The 20186-nt window shown below is 44.9% G+C and carries 19 protein-coding genes; 11 read left to right on the top strand and 8 right to left on the bottom strand.

The window, feature by feature from the left end:
* Nucleotides 1–25: 25 nt before the first annotated feature.
* The 8 genes from nifE to nifB all read right to left on the bottom strand — a co-directional run bounded on the left by nifE (nt 26) and on the right by nifB (nt 10928).
* Nucleotides 26–1447, bottom strand: coding sequence for a nitrogenase iron-molybdenum cofactor biosynthesis protein NifE (gene nifE / locus WN50_RS13665; RefSeq protein ID WP_046276701.1), 1422 nt, complete (start codon nt 1445–1447; stop codon nt 26–28).
* 48 nt (nt 1448–1495) lie between these two features.
* Nucleotides 1496–1822 (bottom strand): Mo-dependent nitrogenase C-terminal domain-containing protein, encoded by a 327-nt coding sequence (locus tag WN50_RS13660; protein ID WP_046276700.1) that lies wholly within the window; start codon nt 1820–1822, stop codon nt 1496–1498.
* 167 nt (nt 1823–1989) lie between these two features.
* Nucleotides 1990–3525: a nitrogenase molybdenum-iron protein subunit beta gene (gene nifK / locus WN50_RS13655; RefSeq protein ID WP_046276699.1), complete on the bottom strand. Its 1536-nt coding sequence runs from the start codon at nt 3523–3525 to the stop codon at nt 1990–1992.
* 227 nt (nt 3526–3752) lie between these two features.
* Complete coding sequence (nifD, locus tag WN50_RS13650) at nt 3753–5201, bottom strand: nitrogenase molybdenum-iron protein alpha chain (protein WP_046276713.1); 1449 nt, start codon at nt 5199–5201, stop codon at nt 3753–3755.
* Between the two features lie 124 nt (nt 5202–5325).
* Nucleotides 5326–6228 (bottom strand): nitrogenase iron protein, encoded by a 903-nt coding sequence (nifH, locus tag WN50_RS13645; protein WP_046276698.1) that lies wholly within the window; start codon nt 6226–6228, stop codon nt 5326–5328.
* A 608-nt stretch (nt 6229–6836) separates the two neighbouring features.
* Complete coding sequence (nifU, locus tag WN50_RS13640) at nt 6837–7733, bottom strand: Fe-S cluster assembly protein NifU (protein ID WP_046276697.1); 897 nt, start codon at nt 7731–7733, stop codon at nt 6837–6839.
* A gap of 209 nt (nt 7734–7942) precedes the next feature.
* A complete protein-coding gene (gene nifS / locus WN50_RS13635; RefSeq protein ID WP_046280728.1) occupies nt 7943–9145 on the bottom strand; it encodes a cysteine desulfurase NifS in 1203 nt (400 codons plus the stop codon).
* Nucleotides 9146–9467: 322 nt separating this feature from the next.
* Nucleotides 9468–10928, bottom strand: a complete 1461-nt coding sequence (gene nifB, locus WN50_RS13630; protein WP_046280723.1) for a nitrogenase cofactor biosynthesis protein NifB — start codon at nt 10926–10928, stop codon at nt 9468–9470.
* 1427 nt (nt 10929–12355) lie between these two features.
* On the opposite strand from nifB, the gene cysE reads away from it, so the two are divergent.
* The 11 genes from cysE to cysK all read left to right on the top strand — a co-directional run bounded on the left by cysE (nt 12356) and on the right by cysK (nt 20052).
* A complete protein-coding gene (cysE, locus tag WN50_RS13625; RefSeq protein WP_235440955.1) occupies nt 12356–12979 on the top strand; it encodes a serine O-acetyltransferase in 624 nt (207 codons plus the stop codon).
* A gap of 61 nt (nt 12980–13040) precedes the next feature.
* Nucleotides 13041–13337 carry an Asr1405/Asl0597 family protein gene (locus tag WN50_RS13620; protein ID WP_046280721.1) on the top strand — a complete coding sequence of 99 codons (297 nt, stop codon included), beginning with the start codon at nt 13041–13043 and terminating at the stop codon, nt 13335–13337.
* 749 nt (nt 13338–14086) lie between these two features.
* A complete protein-coding gene (locus WN50_RS13615; protein ID WP_046280727.1) occupies nt 14087–14299 on the top strand; it encodes a DUF2949 domain-containing protein in 213 nt (70 codons plus the stop codon).
* A 224-nt stretch (nt 14300–14523) separates the two neighbouring features.
* Nucleotides 14524–15714: a homocitrate synthase gene (gene nifV, locus WN50_RS13610; RefSeq protein WP_235440953.1), complete on the top strand. Its 1191-nt coding sequence runs from the start codon at nt 14524–14526 to the stop codon at nt 15712–15714.
* Entirely contained in the window at nt 15701–15967 is a 267-nt protein-coding gene (locus WN50_RS13605) for a nitrogen fixation protein NifZ (RefSeq protein ID WP_046280720.1), read from the top strand. The genes nifV and WN50_RS13605 overlap by 14 nt, the downstream gene beginning before the upstream one ends.
* Nucleotides 15968–16128: 161 nt before the next feature.
* A complete protein-coding gene (gene nifT / locus WN50_RS13600; RefSeq protein WP_046280725.1) occupies nt 16129–16329 on the top strand; it encodes a putative nitrogen fixation protein NifT in 201 nt (66 codons plus the stop codon).
* 322 nt (nt 16330–16651) lie between these two features.
* Complete coding sequence (locus WN50_RS13595; RefSeq protein ID WP_046280719.1) at nt 16652–17308, top strand: CBS domain-containing protein; 657 nt, start codon at nt 16652–16654, stop codon at nt 17306–17308.
* Between the two features lie 195 nt (nt 17309–17503).
* Nucleotides 17504–17905: a hypothetical protein gene (locus tag WN50_RS13590; RefSeq protein WP_049558790.1), complete on the top strand. Its 402-nt coding sequence runs from the start codon at nt 17504–17506 to the stop codon at nt 17903–17905.
* A 72-nt stretch (nt 17906–17977) separates the two neighbouring features.
* The gene (locus WN50_RS13585) at nt 17978–18529 is read left to right on the top strand and encodes a flavodoxin (RefSeq protein ID WP_046280718.1); all 552 of its coding nucleotides are present in this window, start codon (nt 17978–17980) and stop codon (nt 18527–18529) included.
* A gap of 78 nt (nt 18530–18607) precedes the next feature.
* Nucleotides 18608–18898: a ferredoxin III, nif-specific gene (gene fdxB / locus WN50_RS13580; protein WP_046280717.1), complete on the top strand. Its 291-nt coding sequence runs from the start codon at nt 18608–18610 to the stop codon at nt 18896–18898.
* Between the two features lie 188 nt (nt 18899–19086).
* A complete protein-coding gene (cysK, locus tag WN50_RS13575; RefSeq protein WP_046280716.1) occupies nt 19087–20052 on the top strand; it encodes a cysteine synthase A in 966 nt (321 codons plus the stop codon).
* Nucleotides 20053–20186 lie beyond the last annotated feature (134 nt).

Raw genomic sequence — 20186 nt, 5'->3', positions numbered from 1 at the left:
ACTGGTCACTGTTAACTGGTCACTGTTAACTGGTCACTGTTAACTGGTCACTGGTCACTGGTGACTGTTCACCCTTCCCAGTTTCCCAAGGTGCGGGAGTCCGAAGTTGTTCCCAAATCGGGGAGTAAAGCGCTTCTTCAAGTTCTTTAGCCATCTCAATCATCCCCTCGTAACCCGCATAAGCATGATGGCGTTCTTGGTTAATATCAAGGAAAGGAACACGAGCCTTCAATGCCGTATATTGGTTACGACCTCCAGCAATTAACAAATCCGCTCCCGTTTGCTGAATCACTTTCAGCAATTCTTGCGGACTGCCTTTTTCAATCGTGATTCCATCTTTACCCAACAATTGCTTAATGCGAGCCTTATCTTCTTCGGTGCTTTTCTTCGTGCTAGTGGCAACCACCTCAATCCCTAAATCCTTCGCTGCCGAAATAATCGACCAACTCTTAACTCCTCCGGTATACAACACAACCCGTTTACCTTTGAGTCTGCTTCGATAGGGCGCAAGCTTTTGGTCAAGGGCTGCATTTTCTGAAGCAATCAGTTTTTCTACCCGTTGTTTCAAGGCTGGATCGCCAAACTTCTCGGCAATATTTCGCAGACAACGATTCATATCGTCAATGCCGTAGAAAGACTCTTCGATGAAAGGAATGCCGTATTTTTCCTCCATCTTCCGCGCCATATTGATCAACGCTTTCGAGCAGATCATCACATTCAACTTGGCACGGTGGGCGTAGCAGATTTCTTGATAACGAGCATCTCCGGTGATTTTTGATAACACCCGAATGCCAACCTTTTCCAACAACGGAATCACATTCCACATTTCCCCAGCAATATTGTACTCACCGATGAGATTAATATCGTAAGGTGTGGTATACTCAGGTTCAGCAGTACCCACTACATGGTCAAGTAAAGCTTCTCCTGCCAGTCGATTCCCCAGATTTTTGCTCCCTACGAAACCCGCCGCATGAACGGGAATCACAGGCTTACCAAATTTTTGAGCGGCTGCTTCACAAACGGCATCAAGATCATCTCCTATCAGAGCTGTCACACAGGTCGAATAGACGAAAACTGCTGCGGGTTGATGATGTTTAACGATTTGAGCGATCGCTTGATAGAGTCGCTTTTCACCGCCAAAAATGATATCGTTTTCTGTTAAATCAGTCGTAAACCCAGTTTTGTAGGTCACGGGACCCGATGAAAGACTGCCCCGACTTCCCCAGGAATTTCCTGAACAAGCAATAGGGCCATGAACCAGGTGTGCTGCATCAGTAATCGGTACAAGCGCAATAGAGGCTCCGTCAAAGGCACAACCCCCTTGAGCTGCTCCAGGTTGAGCTTGTTGTTTACAGGCTTTCTTGTTGGGTTGTCCGGCGTGAGAATGATTATGTTCGCAACCTGGCTCGTTAACCAGTTCTGTGATTTTGCCTCGGGTGAGTTTCATAGCAGGGATGTATCGTCTACAGTTATCAGTTTTACGCTGTTAAACCCATCAACAAATGTATTGGGAGATGTCTTCACCGCATTCATCGGCTAGGTAACTCAAAGCCCGGAAACGCAAACCGACAAACTCGTTATAGAGAGGATTCAATTCACATAAGGGTGGAATATGAAACAGCTTGCGTCCGAATAGAGCAATATCACGGTCAAATGGACAATCACAAGGAATCAGTCGGCAGATGATGTGAGCGTAGTTGGCGTTTTTGACTTCGATTAGGTCTACCCAACGGCGTAAGGGAGCCAAAAGGTCAAGTTTAGGTTTGGCCGGAGATGAAGGGGTAGAATAAGTATTAGCTTGGTGGGTATGAGTGATTGCCATAGCAACCTCTTTTACAGTAATCAGTTTACAGTTATCAGTGATCAGTGTTTTCAGTTATCGATTAACAGTTATCAGTTATCAATATTTTCTTTTCACTGGTCACTGTTTACTGATTACTGTTCACTGTGTAGGAAGCCCGCTTTTTGGCGGGCTAACCTAGTGAGCGATTAACGAACCAAGTCGAAGGAGATGTCGGTTTTCGCAACGATGCTGGTGCTGCGATCTAAGTCTTCAAAGATTGTATTGACAATCCAGTTCAGCAGGTTAATCGCACCGGAATAACCAATTGTTGAATAGCGGTGCAGGTGATGACGATCAAAGATCGGATAACCAATACGAACTAAAGGAATCTTGGTATCGCGCCACAGGTATTTACCGTAGGAATTTCCAATGAAGAAGTCAACGGGTTCAGTAAACAGCAGTGAGCGTAAATGCCAGAGGTCTTTGCCGCCCCAAATGGTCGCTTGTTGACCATGAGGACTAGAAGCAAGTAGTGCTTTCGCTTCTTCTTCAAATTCGTTGGTGGTGTTGGTAACAAGAATGTGAACAGGTTCAATCCCCATTTCCAGCATGAACTGCAACATTCCCATCACTAAATCGGGATCACCATAAATAGCAGCGCGCTTACCATGAACCCAAGCTTGAGAATCTGTCATGGCGTCAACTGCACGACCCCGCTCGAGTTCGAGTTCTTCAGGAATTGGTTTTCCGCTAACTTCAGACAACTTCATCAAGAACTCATCAGTTCCGCGAACGCCCCAAGGACGAGCAACGGCTGTGTCTTGCTTCCATTTCTTCTCGATATATTTGCGAGTTTGAACGGTGGGATAAGCTTGTAGAGCGAAGGTAAATTCACCATTGATGGAGTCAGCCGCATCTTCTAGAGTTGTACCACCTTGGTACATCTTGAATTCACCTGTATTCGGAGAATCCAAATAGAGTTCGTTGTCGGCTAAAATCGTTGCATCAATTCCCATCGCAGAGATGATGTGCTTCAGTTCCCGCAGGTTGCCCATGTAGGTTTCAAAGCCAGGAATGAAGTTGATTTTGCCGTTTTTGGTTTCTTTCTTTTTGCCTTCGGTCAGATCTGACAGAATGCTCTTGAGCATATTGTCATAACCTGTGACATGAGAACCGACAAAGCTGGGCGTATGGGCAGCAGGAACAGGTAAATCTTCAGGGATGGCGTTTGCTGCTTTAGCGTTTCCGATGAAGGCACCTAAGTCATCTCCGATTACCTCTGCCATACAGGTGGTGCAGACAGCAATCATTTTCGGTTTGTAGAGGGCATAGGAGTTTTGTAGCCCATCAATCATGTTCTTCAGACCACCGAAAACGGCTGCATCTTCAGTCATCGAACTCGAAACCGCACTGAAGGGTTCTTTGAAGTGACGAGTGAAGTGAGTACGGAAGTAAGCCACACAACCTTGAGAACCATGAACGAAAGGCAGTGTACCTTCAAAACCAACGGCCGCTAAAATCGCACCTAAAGGTTGACAAGCTTTTGCGGGGTTGATAGTCAGCGCTTCACGAGCAAAGTTCTTTTCGCGGTATTCCCAGGATTTCGTCCATTCTGCAACTTTATCAACTTCCTCAGAAGCGGGCATTCCTTCAACTTCCCGCTTGTTGGCAAACAGCTCTTGGTATTCGGGCTGGCGAAATAACTCTACGTGATCTTTAATATTCTCGACGTTCTGAGACATGATGTTACTCTCCGTTCGTTGGGATTACTCAATTTCAGTGATCAGTGATCAGTGACCAGTGACCAGTTTTGTAGCGATCAGTTTTCAGTTATGCAGTGACCAGCTTTTACAGTTTTCAGTTATCAGTTTTTACAGTTTACAGTTACCAGTTATCAGTAGCATGGTACTCTTGACTGGTCACTGGTCACTGTTGACTGTTCACTGTCTAAACTGGTCACTGTTGACGATTAACTCTTAACTGTTTTTTTCCAGGGAGCGCCAATTAAGCCCCAGGTCGGACTGTTGAGTGCTAAGTCCATGTCACGGGCAAAGATTGCGAACCCGTCATAACCGTGGTAGGGACCAGAGTAATCCCAAGAGTGCATTTGACGGAAAGGTAAGCCCATTTTTTGGAAGACGTATTTCTCTTTAACGCCTGCTGCAACTAAATCCGGCTTGAGTCCTTCTGCAAATTTCTCGAACTCATAACCCGTTACATCGTCATAGATTACCGTTGCATCTTTGACATAGTGGGCAGTCCGTTTGTAGTCGTCGTTGTGAGCGAATTCATAGCCCGTACCAACGATTTCCATGCCCAAATCTACGAAAGCGGGAACAACGTGGCGGGGGCGTAAACCACCGACCATCAGCATCACTTTTTGACCTTCGAGCTTCGGACGGTATTTAGCGATTACATCCTCAGCTTGCTTTTGGTATTTAGCGATGACGCGCTCTGCACCTTCTTTGATATTGTCATCGAAGTTGGCTGCGATCGCCCGGAGAGATTCTGCAATTTTGGTGGGGCCGAAGAAGTTGTATTCTAACCAGGGAATACCATACTTTTCTTCCATGTGGCGGCTGATGTAGTTCATCGACCGATAGCAGTGGATGAGGTTCATTTTGACCTTGGGAGTCATCTTCATCTCATGCAGGGTGCCGTCTCCAGACCACTGAGCAACAATCCGCAATCCCATTTCTTCGAGGAGGATACGGCTAGCCCAAGCGTCTCCACCGATGTTGTAGTCTCCGATGATGGCTACATCATAGTCGGTGGCTTCAAATTCTAGGTTTTCTTTGTCGGCTTGGGGGAATACCCAGTCGCGGATGATGTCGTTGGCGATGTGGTGTCCTAAAGACTGAGAAACACCCCGGAAGCCTTCACAACGAACGGGAGCAATAGTCTTCCCAGTTTCTTTGCTGCCTTCACGAGCAACGCTTTCAATGTCGTCTCCGATTAGACCAACCGGACATTCTGACTGAATACTAATCCCACCATTGAGGGGGAACAGTTCTTCAATTTCTGTGATGATTTTGGCGAGTTTTTTGTCTCCACCGAATACGATGTCGCGCTCTTGGAAGTCGGAGGTGAAGTTCATGGTACCGAAGGTGTCAACTCCGGTGGTTCCGATGTAGTAGTTGCGACGACCTGACCAGGAATAATAACCGCAACCGACAGGACCATGAGAGATGTGTACCATGTCCTTGATCGGACCCCAAACCACCCCTTTGGAACCTGCATAAGCACAACCTCGAGCGGTCATTACACCGGGAAGTGATTTGACGTTGGATTTGACTCCGCAGTCGGCTTTGCCTTCTTCATGGACGTTAAGATGCTTGGCCCGTTGTTTCTTGGCTTTCTCTGGATAAGCTTCTAGAACGTCCTGAATTAACTGTTTGTTGTCCTCTACAGTTGACATGGTGTTCCTCTGTTGTTGGTGATTAGCGATTAGTGAAGCCGCGCTCATGGCGTTGCGTGGGGAGTTAACCGTTAACAAGTTTTCTATTTTTACGATTGTTAACGGTTAACGGTTGACGATTTGACTAGGCTTTGGAAACGTTGGTTGCTTTGAGGACTGCTTGCTCTTTAGCGTCAGCTTCTCGTACTTTCTCGTACTCTTCTTCAGAACCCAGCAGACCGTAGTTGATTAACAGTTCTTCGAGTGTGTCGTTGTCAATCGGTGTCGGGATGGTCAGTTTGGTGTTTTCTTCGATCTTCTTAGCCAAGGTGCGATATTCCGCAGCTTGTTCGTGATCGGGGGAGTATTGAATAACGGTCATCCGACGTAATTCAGCTTCTTGTACCTGCTTGGAGCGAGGAACGAAGTGAATCATTTGAGTATTTAACCGATCTGCTAATTCTTCGATCAGGTTAACTTCACGGTTAACGTTACGGCTGTTACAGATTAAGCCACCTAAGCGAACTCCACCTGTATGAGCGTATTTTAAAACGCCTCGAGCGATGTTGTTAGCGGCATACATCGCCATCATTTCCCCTGAAGTTACGATGTAGATTTCTTGCGCTTTTCCTTCACGGATAGGCATGGCGAAACCACCGCAAACAACGTCACCTAGTACGTCGTAGGATACGAAATCTAGATCTTCGTAAGCTCCTGCTTCTTCGAGGAAGTTGATGGAGGTGATAATTCCACGACCTGCACATCCAACTCCAGGCTCAGGACCACCAGATTCTACGCATTTGATGCCTTCAAATCCTTCGAGCAGTACATCTTCGAGTTCTATATCTTCAACTGAACCGCGTTCTGCTGCTAAGTGCAGAACTGTAACCTGAGCTTTACAGTTGAGGATCAAACGAGTGGAGTCAGCTTTCGGGTCACAACCAACAATCATGATGCGATTGCCGTTTTGCGCCATTCCAGCCAGGGTGTTCTGAGAAGTGGTGGATTTACCGATACCGCCTTTACCGTAAAATGCAATTTGTCGCATGGTGTGTTTCTCGCTTTAACTCGACTTAAGTTTGATAGGAACGAAAACGAATTCACTTGGAAATTCTATAATCTATGAACTCTTAATCTGAGATTAAGCAGATCTTTAGATTCAAAATTTCAGCCAGATTGATTTCGTTTTGACAGTTAGACTTTAGAACTGAATGCTTCAGAAAGGATTCAAGGTTTAGGTGTTGATCCTATTCGGATTTTACTCTAGCTAAATCTTGTGTTTCTGTTGCAAATGTAACTAAAATCTTGAAGAAGAGATGCACTTTTTAAGTGCGCGTGTAGCTTGAGTTGAGTAATCGGTTATTACCGATTCGGGGTGGAAGTCTGAGTCACAGGTTCTTGTTGAGGAAAAGCATAGAAGTTTATTAATTTATATAAACTTCTCGGTCGGGACGTCCCTACTTGTTCCCTCGAACTAAGCCTTGACTTTATTCTCTAACCCCTGGCTGAGAAAGCGACGCTTCGGGCGGCGATCGCTCTCGCCTTTTATCATTAGAAAGGATGAACATGGGTAGATAATTAGAATTTAGATTGTTTGCGGAAGTCTTAAGTTAAAGTTAAATTTCTTAAACTTCAAACTTCTCGGGGTAAATTGAATCAAACCGATTGCACAATGATGTTGGGTGAAACCAGTTGACGTAATGTGCCTTCAATCGCAATCTTCAGGGTTTCTGTACTGCTTGCACAACTACTACAAGCCCCTTGCAGAATTACTTTGACGATATCGCCTTCTACATCAAACAGTTCTACATTGCCGCCATCTTTTGCTAAGATAGGTTGGATTTGTTCGGTTAACACCTGCTGAATCAGCGTAATTTTTTGCAGGTTAGTGAGAACTTTCGGTGCAGTTAAGGTCGCTGTAGCTGAGGCTGTTTGATAAACAGGACTTGATGACATCCCCGAAATTCTTGCTTCAGAAACTTCAATCAAAATATCATCAATATCGGCCAGACAAGAACCACAGCCGCCGCCAGCTTTCACATAATTAGTCACTTGTTCGGCTGTATCAAGATTATTCTCTAGAATAATCCGACGAATCCGAGGTTCACTAATTCCAAAACAAGAACAAACTAAGCGACCGTCGTCTTCTTCGTGAGTTTCAATCGGAATCCCTTTATAGGTATGAATCGCCGCTTCTAATGCTTCCTGTCCCATCACAGAACAGTGCATTTTTTCTTCCGGTAATCCACCCAAATAATCAGCAATTTGGCGGTTGGTAAGCTGCATCGCTTCTTCAACTTTTTTACCGATGAGTAATTCAGTTAAAGCTTCAGAAGAAGCGATCGCACTAGCACAACCAAACGTTTGAAATCGGGCATCGGTAATTGTTTGTGTTGCTTCGTCAATTTTGAGGTGAAGACGGAGAGCATCCCCACAGGCGATACTACCCACTTCTCCAGTAACAACCTTTTCGCCTTCTTGAGTATCAGTAATGGTTCCCTGATTGCGGGGATTTTGGAAATATTCCATTACTTTTTCGGTGTAGTCCCACATGGCAACCTCTTGTACAGTGATCAGTTATCAGTTATGCAGTGAGAAGTTAGGAGTCAGGAGTCAGGAGGTTCTGTAGGGGCGGGTTCAGTCTAGATTGATCGTGTTCCACAGATAACTTATATAAACCCGCCCCGGAGTCGTGAGGTCAGCCAGTCAGAAGTTTAGAATTACCTCTTGCCTATTACCTCTTGCCTCTTGCCTCTTGCCTCTTAATGAGCCATTACAGCTTTTTCTTGCTCTTTCAACCAATCGGCATCATCACTATTGAACGGAGACATCGCTCGCAGACGATCAACGACTTGTGGCATCACTTCTAACACCCGATCAATTTCAGCTTCAGTAGTGTAGCGAGACAGAGAAAAACGAATTGATCCATGGAGGACACTATAAGGAAGTCCCAAGGCTCGCAAAACGTGAGATGGTTCTAGAGAACCCGAAGTGCAAGCCGAACCGGAGGAGGCACAGATGCCAAACTGGTTCAGTGATAAGAGTATCGCTTCTCCCTCGATATACTTGAAGCCAATATTGGTGGTATTCGGTAAGCGTTTTGTTGGATGACCATTCACCACAGTATTCGGAATCCGGCTGAGGATGCCTTTTTCTAAGCGATCGCGCAGGCGTTGTTCTTGGTCAACATGAGCAAGATGCTCGCTCGCCAGTTCAGCCGCTTTACCGAGAGCCACAATCCCCGGAACATTTTCAGTACCGCCACGACGACCCCGTTCTTGGTGTCCGCCAATCATAAAGGGACGGAATCTGACACCTCGACGAACATAGAGCGCTCCAATGCCTTTAGGGGCATGGATTTTGTGACCCGACAGCGCCAACATATCAATCGTGCTGGTTTTCATGTTGAGGGGGATTTTGCCCACCGCTTGCACGGCATCAACATGGAAGATCGCCCCATATTCTTTGGCAAGCTGTCCAATTTGCTCAATCGGGAAAATCACGCCGGTTTCGTTGTTGGCATACATCACACTCACCAAAGCGGTATTGCCTGTGAGGGCAGCTTCGAGTTCGTGTAAGTCAATCAAGCCTTGATCATCAACGGAAAGATAAGTGACCGTGTAGCCTTCTTTCTCTAACCGCTTGCACAAGTTCAGGACTGCCGGATGCTCAACAACAGTGGTGATGATGTGCCGTTTGTTGGGTTGAGCGGAAAGTGCGGCGCGAATGGCTGCATTATCTCCTTCGGTGCCACAACTGGTAAAAACAATTTCAGAATCTTCAGCCCCCAAAAGGGAAGCAATTTGAAGTCTGGCTTGTTTCACCGCTTGTCCGACCTGTCCTCCGAAGGTGTGCATACTGGAGGGATTTCCGAAGTAGGTGGTCAGGTAAGGTAACATTGCCTCAATGACCGCTTGATCGACTTGCGTTGTGGCGTTATTGTCAAGATAAATACAGTCTTTCATAGCCCTCTCCGTAGTTTGATCGGGGTGAGTTTTGACGAAATCAAAACGTTTCAATTGATTCACTCAGACTCAACTCACCCGTATATAGCCGTTCCAAGTGCCGTTATCAGTTGTCATGGGTGGGTCGGTATCAGTTGGAGTCTGTCACGTCGGTTGTGACTGGATGTGAGATCCGTTGATCGATCAGTGGTGTAAGCCATAACTCGACTCCTGATAACTCGTTGCACATTGGATTCAGATTTGGCGTGCTGGGTTGGGGGTGGAGAGAGAAAACAGAGGTGTTGAGTCTATTTTCTGAAATAACTGCTCTCGCCCCCAATGATCAGTTATTTCCAGCTTCAGTCTTTTGGATGTACTGCTCGTAGAAGTCTAGAGCGACTTTATCGATAGTGTCGTAAGCTTCAAAGACTTCAATTCCAGCTTCGGTCAATTCTTTTTTGGGACAATCTCCAATCTTAGAAACCAGTACACCTTGGCAGTCGGAGATAGTTTTGATGATATTCTCTAGCGTTGCGTCTTCGCCGTATCCACCTTGACAGAAATGATCAATTTTTCGGTGTCCGACAAAACGCGCTTCGATGCCATCGACTTCATAGATTTGGAATTCTTTGGCATGGCCGAAGTGTTGGTTAACCAACCCACTGCCTTTTGTGGCGATCGCAACCAAAATCTTGGGTTGATTTTTGGCGGGTTGCTTTGCCTCTTGTTGTTGCTTGGCGGCTTCAAGTTGTTCACGGAATGTCTCAATTCCGGCGTGAACTTCCTGACGTTGTTCAAAATTGTATTCCTGGGGCATATCCATGAATTTATCTTTAGTAAATTCTTGGCTGCGATCTTCTCCCAAGAGTCCAACGGCATCTGCACGACATTGACGACAGTGACGCATCAACTTCAGACCATCTGCACAGTTATCTTGCAGATTTTTTAATTCTTTGGGAGTCGGTCCCCGTTGTCCGGTTAAACCGTAGTGAGTACCGTGTTCGGGAGCGGAAATCAGGGGCATAATGTTGTGGAGGAATGCGCCTTTTGACCGAACCACTTCATGAACTTCTTGTAAGTGTTCGTCGTTGACTCCCGGAATCATTACCGAGTTCACTTTGCAGAGGATATCTGCTTCTCTGAGGGCATCTAATCCTTCCATCTGACGTTCGTGAAGGATTCTGACTCCTTCAATGCCGCGATAGCGACGACGACCATAGTGAACCCAAGGATAAATCTTTTCACCGATCTCGGGGTCTACCATGTTGATGGTGATGGTGACGTGATCGATATTTAAGGCTTTGATGCGATCGATGTAATCGGGTAACATCAAGCCGTTGGTAGACAAGCACAATTTAATATCAGGTGCTTTGTCTGCAATTAATTCAAAGGTGCGGAAGGTTTTTTCGGGGTTGGCTAAGGGATCACCAGGGCCAGCAATGCCCAAAACCGTCATTTGAGGAATTTTACCTGCAACCACTAAGACTTTGTGCGCCGCTTCTTCTGGGGTGAGGAGTTCACTGACAACTCCGGGGCGGCTTTCGTTTGCACAGTCATATTTGCGGTTGCAGTAGTTGCACTGAATGTTACAAGCGGGTGCAACAGCAACGTGCATCCGGGCATAGTGATGATGGGCTTGTTCGCTGTAACAGGGGTGTTTCTCAATACGCTCTAGGAGTTTCTCGTCTGTGATTTTCTTCTGAGTAGAAGAATCACAGCCACAGTTTCCTGATTTTTTGTCGGAAACCGGAGACGGTGTAGCGGTCTGAGTTTCGAGTGTCAGAGTGCCTTTAGGATGTAACATTGAATTCCGTAAATAGTGAGAAGGACTTTGAGATCAATCAAAAGGAACGGAAAAATCGGAAAACAACCTTAGTCGGTCGTTGTGAGTGAGCATCGATATGGGCTAAAAACTAGCCTCGATCTACTCCGAAGAGTTTTTTCCGTATTCGATATCCGTTTCTTTGGAATTCCTCATGCAAGCATGATGGAGGATAAGCCACTCCTTCCTTAGCTCAGAAGGATATGAGGGAACGAGAAACTAGAAAGATTAATCTCTATACTCAGCGTACAATTAGCTTTTGAGTTGGCTATTGTTTCCTCGTTTAGTTTCTTTCCCTGATTCTCCTCACTTTAAGCTTCCGGACTCATCCCGCGCTTTCGGCAATTCCAAATTCCTAACTGTGAATTAGGTTGTACTCGTTTTTCAGCGTTAGCAACTTTATACCATCCATCTTCAGACGCCCCTTGAATTTGGCATCCGGTTCAGGTTTATTGGATTAGTTAAGGATGTACTCACCCTTTCAAACCTTTATGGAATCTGGGTTGAATATTTCTTTTGGGGTAAGGTTTTAGTATTTTTTAGGTTGGGTTCTAGTCTTTTTAACCAGAGTGAGCTGTATTTGTGTACTCACCCTCTATTGTTTTATTCATAAGGTCTTGAGCCTATTATTTCCTTTAAATAGACCCCTGTTTATTTTGTACTCATACCCCTAAAAAAAACTGGAGTCAGCCTCTCAAGCTCCCCCAGTGCTGTCACGGAATTCAATTCTGTATCTAAGTTAACATTTTTATATAGGGGGGTTTGATATACGTGTCTATGCCCTCAAAATTTTCGAGTTCAAAAAGCTTGAAAGCTAGAACTATCAAAGGTTATGACCTGAGTTACCCCGAGGATTTTTGAGTTCAGCTTTGATCGGCTAAAAACTTGCCCTCAAAATTCCCTTCAAACACCGATTAGGCATATACTTGAGTATGAGGCTGGAAATACTCATTCCCCTACCCATAAATACCTTAACCCCTCTGTAAAAATACCAGCTCCCCTCCCCAAAAAAATTTTTTGAGAGGCTGTTAAGTTCTATAGAATCAGGGTTCAAGTCAGTTGAGTACATCTTTAACTAATCAAATAAATCTAACTGGCTTGGTGCATACTGGCAGAGAGTGAGCCACTTGGTATAAGCAGTAGAAACGACACCTGTTCTAATTGACTCACGGAATCTGATGCTACAGCCCATCACACTACGGACAGCTCACAAAAGTACGCCCACAGGTGGCGTACCTGTGTCCTCCGGAGAAGGTCGAATCAGGGAGACAGACGATCCACAGACGGCTTCATCAAGTCCTGTGGATTGCCTCCCGACAACCTCTCCAGGCTCTGAAGTCAAAGATTTACACTCTTCTACTTCAGCGACTCGAGCTTCGGGGTTAAAAGCACTCTGGAATGATTTCCAGATTGTTTTTGAGCGAGATCCGGCGGCTCGCAACTGGTTAGAGGTACTCTGCTGCTATCCCGGTTTACACGCTTTAGCAGTACATCGGGTAGCTCACTGGATGTACAATCGTCGTCTTCCCTTTTTTCCTCGCTTTTTGTCTCATTTGGGACGGTTTTTCACGGGAATTGAAATTCATCCGGGTGCAACCATTGGAAAAGGGGTGTTTATCGATCACGGCATGGGAGTTGTAATCGGTGAGACAGCAATCATCGGTGATTATTGTTTAATCTATCAAAATGCAACCCTTGGAGGCACCGGAAAAGAAAGTGGTAAACGCCATCCGACTTTAGGAAATAACGTCGTGGTGGGAGCTGGAGCTAAAGTTTTAGGCAATATCACCATTGGTCATCATGTGCGGGTGGGTGCGGGTTCCATTGTTCTCAATAGTGTCCCGGATGACTGCACTGTGGTCGGTATCCCTGGCCGCGTGATTTCTCGTTCGGGTCGAGATTGTTGTCCGTTGGAACATGGCAAGCTTCCCGATGTGGAAGCCAAGCTAATACGGACATTACTCGATCGCATTGAGCAATTGGAACAACAAGTTCAAGAAATTCGCAACTACGAAGTTAGTGTTCGCAACTAACACCCGTGATTCTCAATGATTGGCTTGATCGTCCTGAACTTTCTCTGCGGAGCTTCGCACCATGTTTAAACTATCTCCTTCAAGTGCTGTCATTAGTCCGGTTGACGTTTTGCAGGGCGATCGCTGGATCGTCTACCATCGCCTACAAGAGTTAATGATTCCCTGTTGGTGTCCTGAAGATGGACGACTGTGGGTAGAAATTCATCACGGAAATCACGCCATTCTATTACGAAGCGCCATTCAACAGTTTACGGCTTCTCGTTTGGAGTTAGTTGATTGGTTAGAACGCTGTTGGGAAACGGACATTTCTCCCCAAGGAGTAGAAAGTTACGAGTTTCACGGAGAGTTAGAACGCTAATGTCTAAAGTTGAAAAAGAGGATTCAGTTTTCCCTCTTTTTCAATGAGACACCGTTTACTTCTTTAGTGAAACTAATCTTGTATTCCTCTAAACTCAGCTTTTCAACCTCTAGAAAGTATGAATTTAGAGCTGCACGAACTACAGTTATAGCAAGCTGTCGCAGCAATTCCCAACCGTTAAAGTTCAAGACTTTTGTTCAATTTACATACCCTTAATCCTCAAGGGTTTCGATTTGGAAGGCAGGCTAACAAGTTCACAAGCAAGGACTAGCATGATCAAGGATATTTTTCAAGTTTGGAGTAAAGAGATCAATCACCCCCAATTCGGTGGTTTAGAAAGAAACCCAGGCGTTTCCCTTATGCTTTGGATTGAAGATCTCTGTTGTTCATCTTCTAGGTTTTGATCTTCTCAATCAAAATCTCTATCTGAAGTTTGAAGGTACAGCCGAATTTTCTTCTCTAGATCAGGAGTTTAACCGATGAGGGGAAAAAGTTCAAGAAGCGATTCATCATATAAGGGAACATCTACACAACTTGGGTGTACCTTCACTGCAAAAAAAGTCAAGTTTGATCTTGATCCTTTTAAACCTTCAGATAGCTTTGTTTTGGCATGAACTGAGTCTGCGTGATTAAGCGGGAAGGGAAGGAAACGAATTTGAGAAAAGTTTCCTCAAGACTTGATCAGTTTGATGATTAATCCTTTCCTCATTTCCCAAAACCCTATCACGAACCTCAACGGAAGTGCTGTCATGGAACACAATTTACATTTTACGGAATTCTGCCGCTTTTTGCAGGATGAACTGGCTGTTTCTCACGCCGAATTAACGGTTGTCATCCAACGCAGAAAACAGGCAAGCGACCCACTACCGATGCTGCTTTGGCAATATGGATTTATCTCTCTTAGCCAGCTTCAAAAGATTTTCGATTGGCTCAAAAACAAGCCTCAGTTTGATTTCTCATGAACAGACAGCAAGAAAGGGACAAGGCAACTCGGAAATAAACAGACAACGAGGCTTCCACTAAACACTAAGCCTACAACATACAGATTCGCGCTGACTGTCCATCCTCAATTCCGAATCCTTAATCCCTGAATCAATCCTCCCTTATTTTAGGAGCATAGTCAAATCAAATCTGAAATGCACTGCCAAATTTCAGGGGACTGATTGTAAAAGCTGCGGGTTGTTTGTTGCAACTTAGCGTGTATTATGCCAAATCTGTTTCTCAATTGTGGGGAAGTCTAGCCATGAATGATATTCAAATCAACGATACGACCTTACGCGATGGTGAGCAAGCGGCTGGAGTCGCTTTCACGGTCGATGAAAAAATTGCCCTTGCGTCTTTCATGGATGCGATTGGTGTCCATGAGTTAGAGGTCGGTATCCCAGCAATGGGAAGTGAAGAAGCTCGTGCTATTTCCGCGATTACCCATCTTGACCTGCGGACTTCACTGATTGGCTGGAACCGGGCGGTACGCTCTGACATTGAAGCGTCTATCGCCTGTGGTCTGAAACGGGTTCACATTTCGATTCCGGTTTCTGAGATTCAGATTGCAGCTAAATTTCAGGGAGATGTGCAGGGGGTGTTACGGCGTCTGCGAGAAGCGGTGCAATTTGCGGTTGACCAGGGGTTGTATGTGGCGGTTGGGGGTGAGGATTCCTCCAGAGCCGATGAATCTTTCTTGCTGGATGTGGCTTTGTCTGTTGAAGAATGGGGCGGGAGTCGTTTTCGCTTTTGCGATACGGTGGGTATTCTTGACCCCATGAAGACGAGTCAAAAAGTCGCCCATTTGGTGCAACACCTCTCAATTCCGGTGGAGATGCACACGCACAATGATTTTGGGTTAGCCACAGCGAATGCGTTAGCGGGTTTACAAGCGGGTGCGACTTCGGTGAATACTACCGTTAACGGTTTGGGAGAACGGGCTGGAAATGCTGCTCTTGAAGAAGTGGTGATGGCGCTCAAGCAAATGTATAACGTGAATTTGGGCATCAATACTCGTCGGTTGCGGGAGTTGTCGGACTTGGTGGCTCAGGCTTCTGGCTGTTCGGTGCCGCCTTGGAAAGCAATTGTTGGTGAAAATGCCTTTGCTCACGAGGCGGGGATTCATGCTCACGGGATCTTAAAAAATCCTAACACTTATGAACCGTTTGCCCCTGAAGAGGTGGGTTGGCAACGTCGTTTGGTTGTGGGAAAACATTCGGGGCGGCATTTAGTCTCAAATGTTCTTCAACAAAATGGCATTACGTTAAGCAAAGAAGAAATCGCCACGGTTTTAGAGGGGGTGCGGAATCTTTCTGTGAAGTTTAAACGCAGTTTGACTGTGGAAGAATTGTTAAATCTAGTACCTGAAAGGAGAGTAGCTCATGGGATTAGTTAGAGTTGATGATGTGGAAATCAATGATTCACCCAAATACGAACTGGAACAAAAAGTTAGAGTTCGTAAACTGATTCGCAATGATGGAACGTTTCCGGGGAAAGAACTCGGAGAAACTTTAGCCAAAAAAGGCGAGGAGGGCTATATTGTCAGCATCGGAACTTATTTGCAAGCCTACTACATCTATGCCGTGCATTTTCTCGATAGAAATGTTATAGTTGGATGTCGGGGAAAAGAATTAGAGTCCGCCGAGTAAAGTTTTGATTGAAGATTGTGGATACTCTACAGTTTTGACTTCACAATCTTCAATTCTATTTTGTAGGTTTTAAGTTTTAGCAGGTAGATTGAACTTGGATTTTCATCTCATGCTTGAATATTTTTACCGATGAGCAAACACCCAACAAAGGAGGTTTTACTATGAAAGTAATGTTACGTCAAAGTGCTAGTGGAAATTTATCGGTATATGTTCCTAAAAAAGATTTAGAAGAAGAAGTCGTTGAAGAAAAAATCGGTGAAGATGGCAAAATTTTTGTTCTGGCTAACGGCTGGGAATTAATGTTTCCAAAATTGGAAGAACCCTTTAATTTGCCGTTAACAACAGAAGCAAAGCGACTGTAATCAAAGGCGGGGTAATTCATAAATTACCCTGAGCCGTTATCCGTTTTTTTCCTATTGCATATTGCCGGAAAAGATTTGAGCGAATGATAGGCTCCATTTTGGTCATTTTTAAAAATGCCTGAAGTGTTGCTGAAGTGATTAAAAACTCTTAGAGTTTTAAGACTTCAGAATCCCTGCTGAAAGAAGATTATTCTTTGGGTATCAGGGAAAAATCCCATCACCGAATTAACAAGAGGTTGATGTGGGGCTGTCATCAAAAGAAGGCGGGGAACTCGTGTGAATCTTGATTGATTTTTTATTGAGTTCTTAAGGAGTTGAAGTAATGTTAAAAGCATCTGACATTATGACGACAGATGTCGCCACAATTCGCGGTTCTGCAACTGTAGCTGAAGCGGTTAAGCTGATGAAATTCAAACAGTTGCGTGCTTTAATTGTGGAGACTCGAACGGGTCAGGATGCTTACGGTATTGTCACCCAAACGGACATTGTGACGAAAGTGGTGGCATACGGTAAAGATCCAGCAGCAATGCGTGTGTATGAAATTATGACCAAGCCTTGTATCGTGGTTAATCCCGATCTGGGTGTTGAATATGTGGCGCGGCTATTTGCGAATACTGGAATTCGCATTGCGCCCGTTATTCAAGGCGAATTGCTTGGCATTATTTCAGATAGCGACATTCTCTATAAAGGCGATTTTATCGAAAACCCAAAATTACCGTTACTACAACGGGAATTAAAACGGGCAATTGAGCAAGCCAATGAAATTAGTGCAGCCCAGGGTGCAACCTCTGCCGAAAGCCTGAAAGCTTGGGAATTGGTTGATGAACTCGAAGCGGAAGCCGCTTATCAAGAAGGCGTTAAACTGCCGGAAATAACAGCTTTCCAAGAATTCTGTAATCAATATCCAGAAGTGCTGCGTGTTCGTCACGATCAGCTTTTAGCCAGCACTGGCGGCGCTGTTCCTGCTAGCGTAAGCTAAAGAACTTGGGTTTAGGAATTACGGAAGCCATCAGGGAGTCAAGACTTTAGTGAGGGGGAGTAGGTAAACAACAAAAGCGTGAAAGCATCAATGATTTCCTCGTCTGTCTGTCCTACTGTTCCCCCTGTTTCTATCCTCCTGAGTTCTGAAGCTTTCCTTATGAACTTTCTCGACATTTCCTGAAACCAAGAAACCATGAATCACTCTACCATTAATCTCAACAAACCCCAGATTTTAGACAGTTCCGCTTCTGTTGAAGTCGCCCATCAAGAATTGGGAAATGCTTGTCGCCAACAAATTTATGCGGCTTGTATTCGTCAATCAAACTTGCGAGAACATAGCACCAGTCCGCTTGAAGAAAAGGGTTCAGTCGCGAATCTATTGTATCAGTGTGAGTGGAGTATTAATTCTCACGCTAACACAAATACTTTAGCGATTCAATGTCCGAACTTAAACTCAAATTTGCTTGTGCTTGAAAAAGTTATGCAGTTTGGTAGCCTGTTGAAGCAGTTGGCAATTGGCAAAGTCCGTTTCAGTTCCGATGGGGAAACTTCCTTAGAAATCGGAGTTGATGAAATCTCGGTTGAGCGAGATTGATCACCGTTTTTCCGAGGTGCATCTGTAAGGAAAGTTGAGTTCAAAACACAACACTGTCAGGAGAATTGTACTATGGCTAAGATTGGCATCTTCTACGGTTCAACATCCGGTGTTACTGAAGAAATCGCCACCGCATTGCGGGATAAATTGGGCGAAGATCTTTGTGATTTGCTCAGTATGGAAGAAGATTTCAACGAATTTAGTGACTTCCTAGAGTATGATTATTTGCTCTTAGGCTGTTCCACTTGGGGAGCGGGTGAAGTGCAGAATAATTGGCGCGATCCATTGTTTGAAATGGAGTTGGAAAAACCGGATTTTTCGGGTAAAACCATTGCTCTATTTGGCCCCGGAGATTATGTCAATCATGGGATGCACTTTGTGGGTGCATTAGGCTTGATGTACGACATCTTTACCAAGTTGGGTGCAACCGTTGTTGGTGCTGTTCCAACTGATGGTTATACCTTTGAACATTCGACAGCAATTCGAGATGGTTTATTTGTCGGATTACCTCTCGATGAAGTCAATGAAAGCGAGAAAACAGATGAACGTCTAAATCGCTGGATTGAAACATTGACTCCTTATTTCCCCATTGAAAATCGAGTCTTAGCGGGTGCAAGCGCCTAGAATTGATTTTCATTTGATTCAATAGAACACTTACTCTCAACCGATCTAACTGACGACCTTTGTAGGAGAACACATATCATGGCTACCTTAACCAGTGTAAAAAAAAGCGGTAAAACTTGGGAACCCAAATTTGTTGAATCGCTGAATCAAGAAAGTTGTTTGGGTTGTGGAAGATGCTTCAAAGTCTGCGGTTTTAATGTTTTGGGATTAATTGCCCTTAACGAAGATGGGGAAGTTGTTGATGAAGATGAAGATGAAATTGAACGCAAAGTGATGAATATTGAAAACGCTGAAAATTGCGTCGGCTGTCAGGCTTGCGCCCGGATTTGTCCTAAAAATTGTTACACTCACGCCACAGTATCAGTTTAGGACAATATCCTAACAGTTATCAGTGAACAGTGAGCGGTTGAGGAATAATGGTAACTATTGAGTTTATCACCGTTCACTGGGGACATCTCAGGGTACGTCATTTGTCGGCGTACCTCTGTCCTTGTTTTCTGCACATTTTGAATTTTGATTGTGCAGACTGTTAACTTTTAGCACCTGGAGTTATAATCATGCGCGTTGCTCATAATATCACTGAATTGGTGGGTCGAACTCCCCTCGTTCAACTTAATTCGATTCCCCAATCCGAAGGCTGTGTGGCTCAAATCCTGGTAAAATTGGAGGGGATGAACCCGGCTGCTTCTGTCAAAGATCGAATTGGCGTGAATATGATTAACGCCGCAGAACGAGAAGGGTTGATTATTCCAGGTCATACGGTACTCGTTGAACCTACATCTGGAAATACCGGAATTGCCCTGGCTATGGCGGCAGCAGCGAAGGGATATCGCCTGATTTTAACGATGCCGGATACCATGAGTTTAGAGCGACGCTCAATGTTACGGGCTTATGGCGCACAGTTAGAATTAACGCCCGGTTCGCAAGGGATGAAAGGCGCCATTCAAAAGGCGCAGGAGTTGACGGAGACGGTTCCTAATGCCTATATGCTGCAACAGTTTAGAAACCCCGCAAACCCCGAAATTCACCGCCTAACGACGGCTAAAGAAATTTGGGAAGATACCGACGGACGAGTTGATATTTTAATTGCAGGTGTGGGTACTGGAGGAACAATTACAGGCGTTGCTGAGGTGATTAAACAATACAAATCTCAGTTTAAAGCGATCGCCGTTGAACCGACAAATAGCCCGATTTTATCGGGAGGAAATCCTGGTCCTCACAAAATTCAAGGCATTGGGGCGGGTTTTATTCCTGAAGTGTTAAACGTTGATTTAATTGATGAAGTTGTTCAAATTACCGATGATGAAGCCATGAGTTATGGCCGACGTCTGGCGCGGGAAGAAGGGATTTTATCAGGTATTTCCACAGGTGCGGCTTTGGCTGCGGCGATAAAAGTTGCTCAACGTCCTGAAAATGAAGGTAAACTGATTGTGATGATTCAACCGAGTTTTGGGGAACGGTATCTCAGCACTCCGATGTTTCAAGACTTAGAAGAACAAAAAGAACCGATGTTAATCAGTTAACACTGTAGGGGCGGGTTCTCAATAGATTTATGTTTCTCAGAAATAAGTTCAATAAACCCGCTACCCCAACGGGTTGATCTGTAGGGGCGGGTTCTCAATAGATTTATGTTTCTCAGAAATAAGTTCAATAAACC

This window comes from Limnoraphis robusta CS-951 (genome assembly GCF_000972705.2).
Note: the sequence above shows the minus strand (reverse complement) of the source record. Positions and strands in the feature narration are given on the sequence as shown.

What these genes read in the sequence shown, in the direction of transcription:
- cysK (WP_046280716.1), top strand. Translation starts at nt 19,087, where the DNA reads ATGCGCGTTGCTCATAATATCACTGAATTGGTGGGTCGAACTCCCCTC.
- WN50_RS13585 (WP_046280718.1), top strand. Translation starts at nt 17,978, where the DNA reads ATGGCTAAGATTGGCATCTTCTACGGTTCAACATCCGGTGTTACTGAA.
- WN50_RS13595 (WP_046280719.1), top strand. Translation starts at nt 16,652, where the DNA reads ATGTTAAAAGCATCTGACATTATGACGACAGATGTCGCCACAATTCGC.
- nifT (WP_046280725.1), top strand. Translation starts at nt 16,129, where the DNA reads ATGAAAGTAATGTTACGTCAAAGTGCTAGTGGAAATTTATCGGTATAT.
- nifS (WP_046280728.1), bottom strand. Translation starts at nt 9,145, where the DNA reads ATGAAAGACTGTATTTATCTTGACAATAACGCCACAACGCAAGTCGAT.
- fdxB (WP_046280717.1), top strand. Translation starts at nt 18,608, where the DNA reads ATGGCTACCTTAACCAGTGTAAAAAAAAGCGGTAAAACTTGGGAACCC.
- nifE (WP_046276701.1), bottom strand. Translation starts at nt 1,447, where the DNA reads ATGAAACTCACCCGAGGCAAAATCACAGAACTGGTTAACGAGCCAGGT.
- WN50_RS13605 (WP_046280720.1), top strand. Translation starts at nt 15,701, where the DNA reads ATGGGATTAGTTAGAGTTGATGATGTGGAAATCAATGATTCACCCAAA.
- nifU (WP_046276697.1), bottom strand. Translation starts at nt 7,733, where the DNA reads ATGTGGGACTACACCGAAAAAGTAATGGAATATTTCCAAAATCCCCGC.
- nifD (WP_046276713.1), bottom strand. Translation starts at nt 5,201, where the DNA reads ATGTCAACTGTAGAGGACAACAAACAGTTAATTCAGGACGTTCTAGAA.
- WN50_RS13590 (WP_049558790.1), top strand. Translation starts at nt 17,504, where the DNA reads ATGAATCACTCTACCATTAATCTCAACAAACCCCAGATTTTAGACAGT.
- WN50_RS13615 (WP_046280727.1), top strand. Translation starts at nt 14,087, where the DNA reads ATGGAACACAATTTACATTTTACGGAATTCTGCCGCTTTTTGCAGGAT.
- WN50_RS13660 (WP_046276700.1), bottom strand. Translation starts at nt 1,822, where the DNA reads ATGGCAATCACTCATACCCACCAAGCTAATACTTATTCTACCCCTTCA.
- nifK (WP_046276699.1), bottom strand. Translation starts at nt 3,525, where the DNA reads ATGTCTCAGAACGTCGAGAATATTAAAGATCACGTAGAGTTATTTCGC.
- WN50_RS13620 (WP_046280721.1), top strand. Translation starts at nt 13,041, where the DNA reads ATGTTTAAACTATCTCCTTCAAGTGCTGTCATTAGTCCGGTTGACGTT.
- nifH (WP_046276698.1), bottom strand. Translation starts at nt 6,228, where the DNA reads ATGCGACAAATTGCATTTTACGGTAAAGGCGGTATCGGTAAATCCACC.
- nifB (WP_046280723.1), bottom strand. Translation starts at nt 10,928, where the DNA reads ATGTTACATCCTAAAGGCACTCTGACACTCGAAACTCAGACCGCTACA.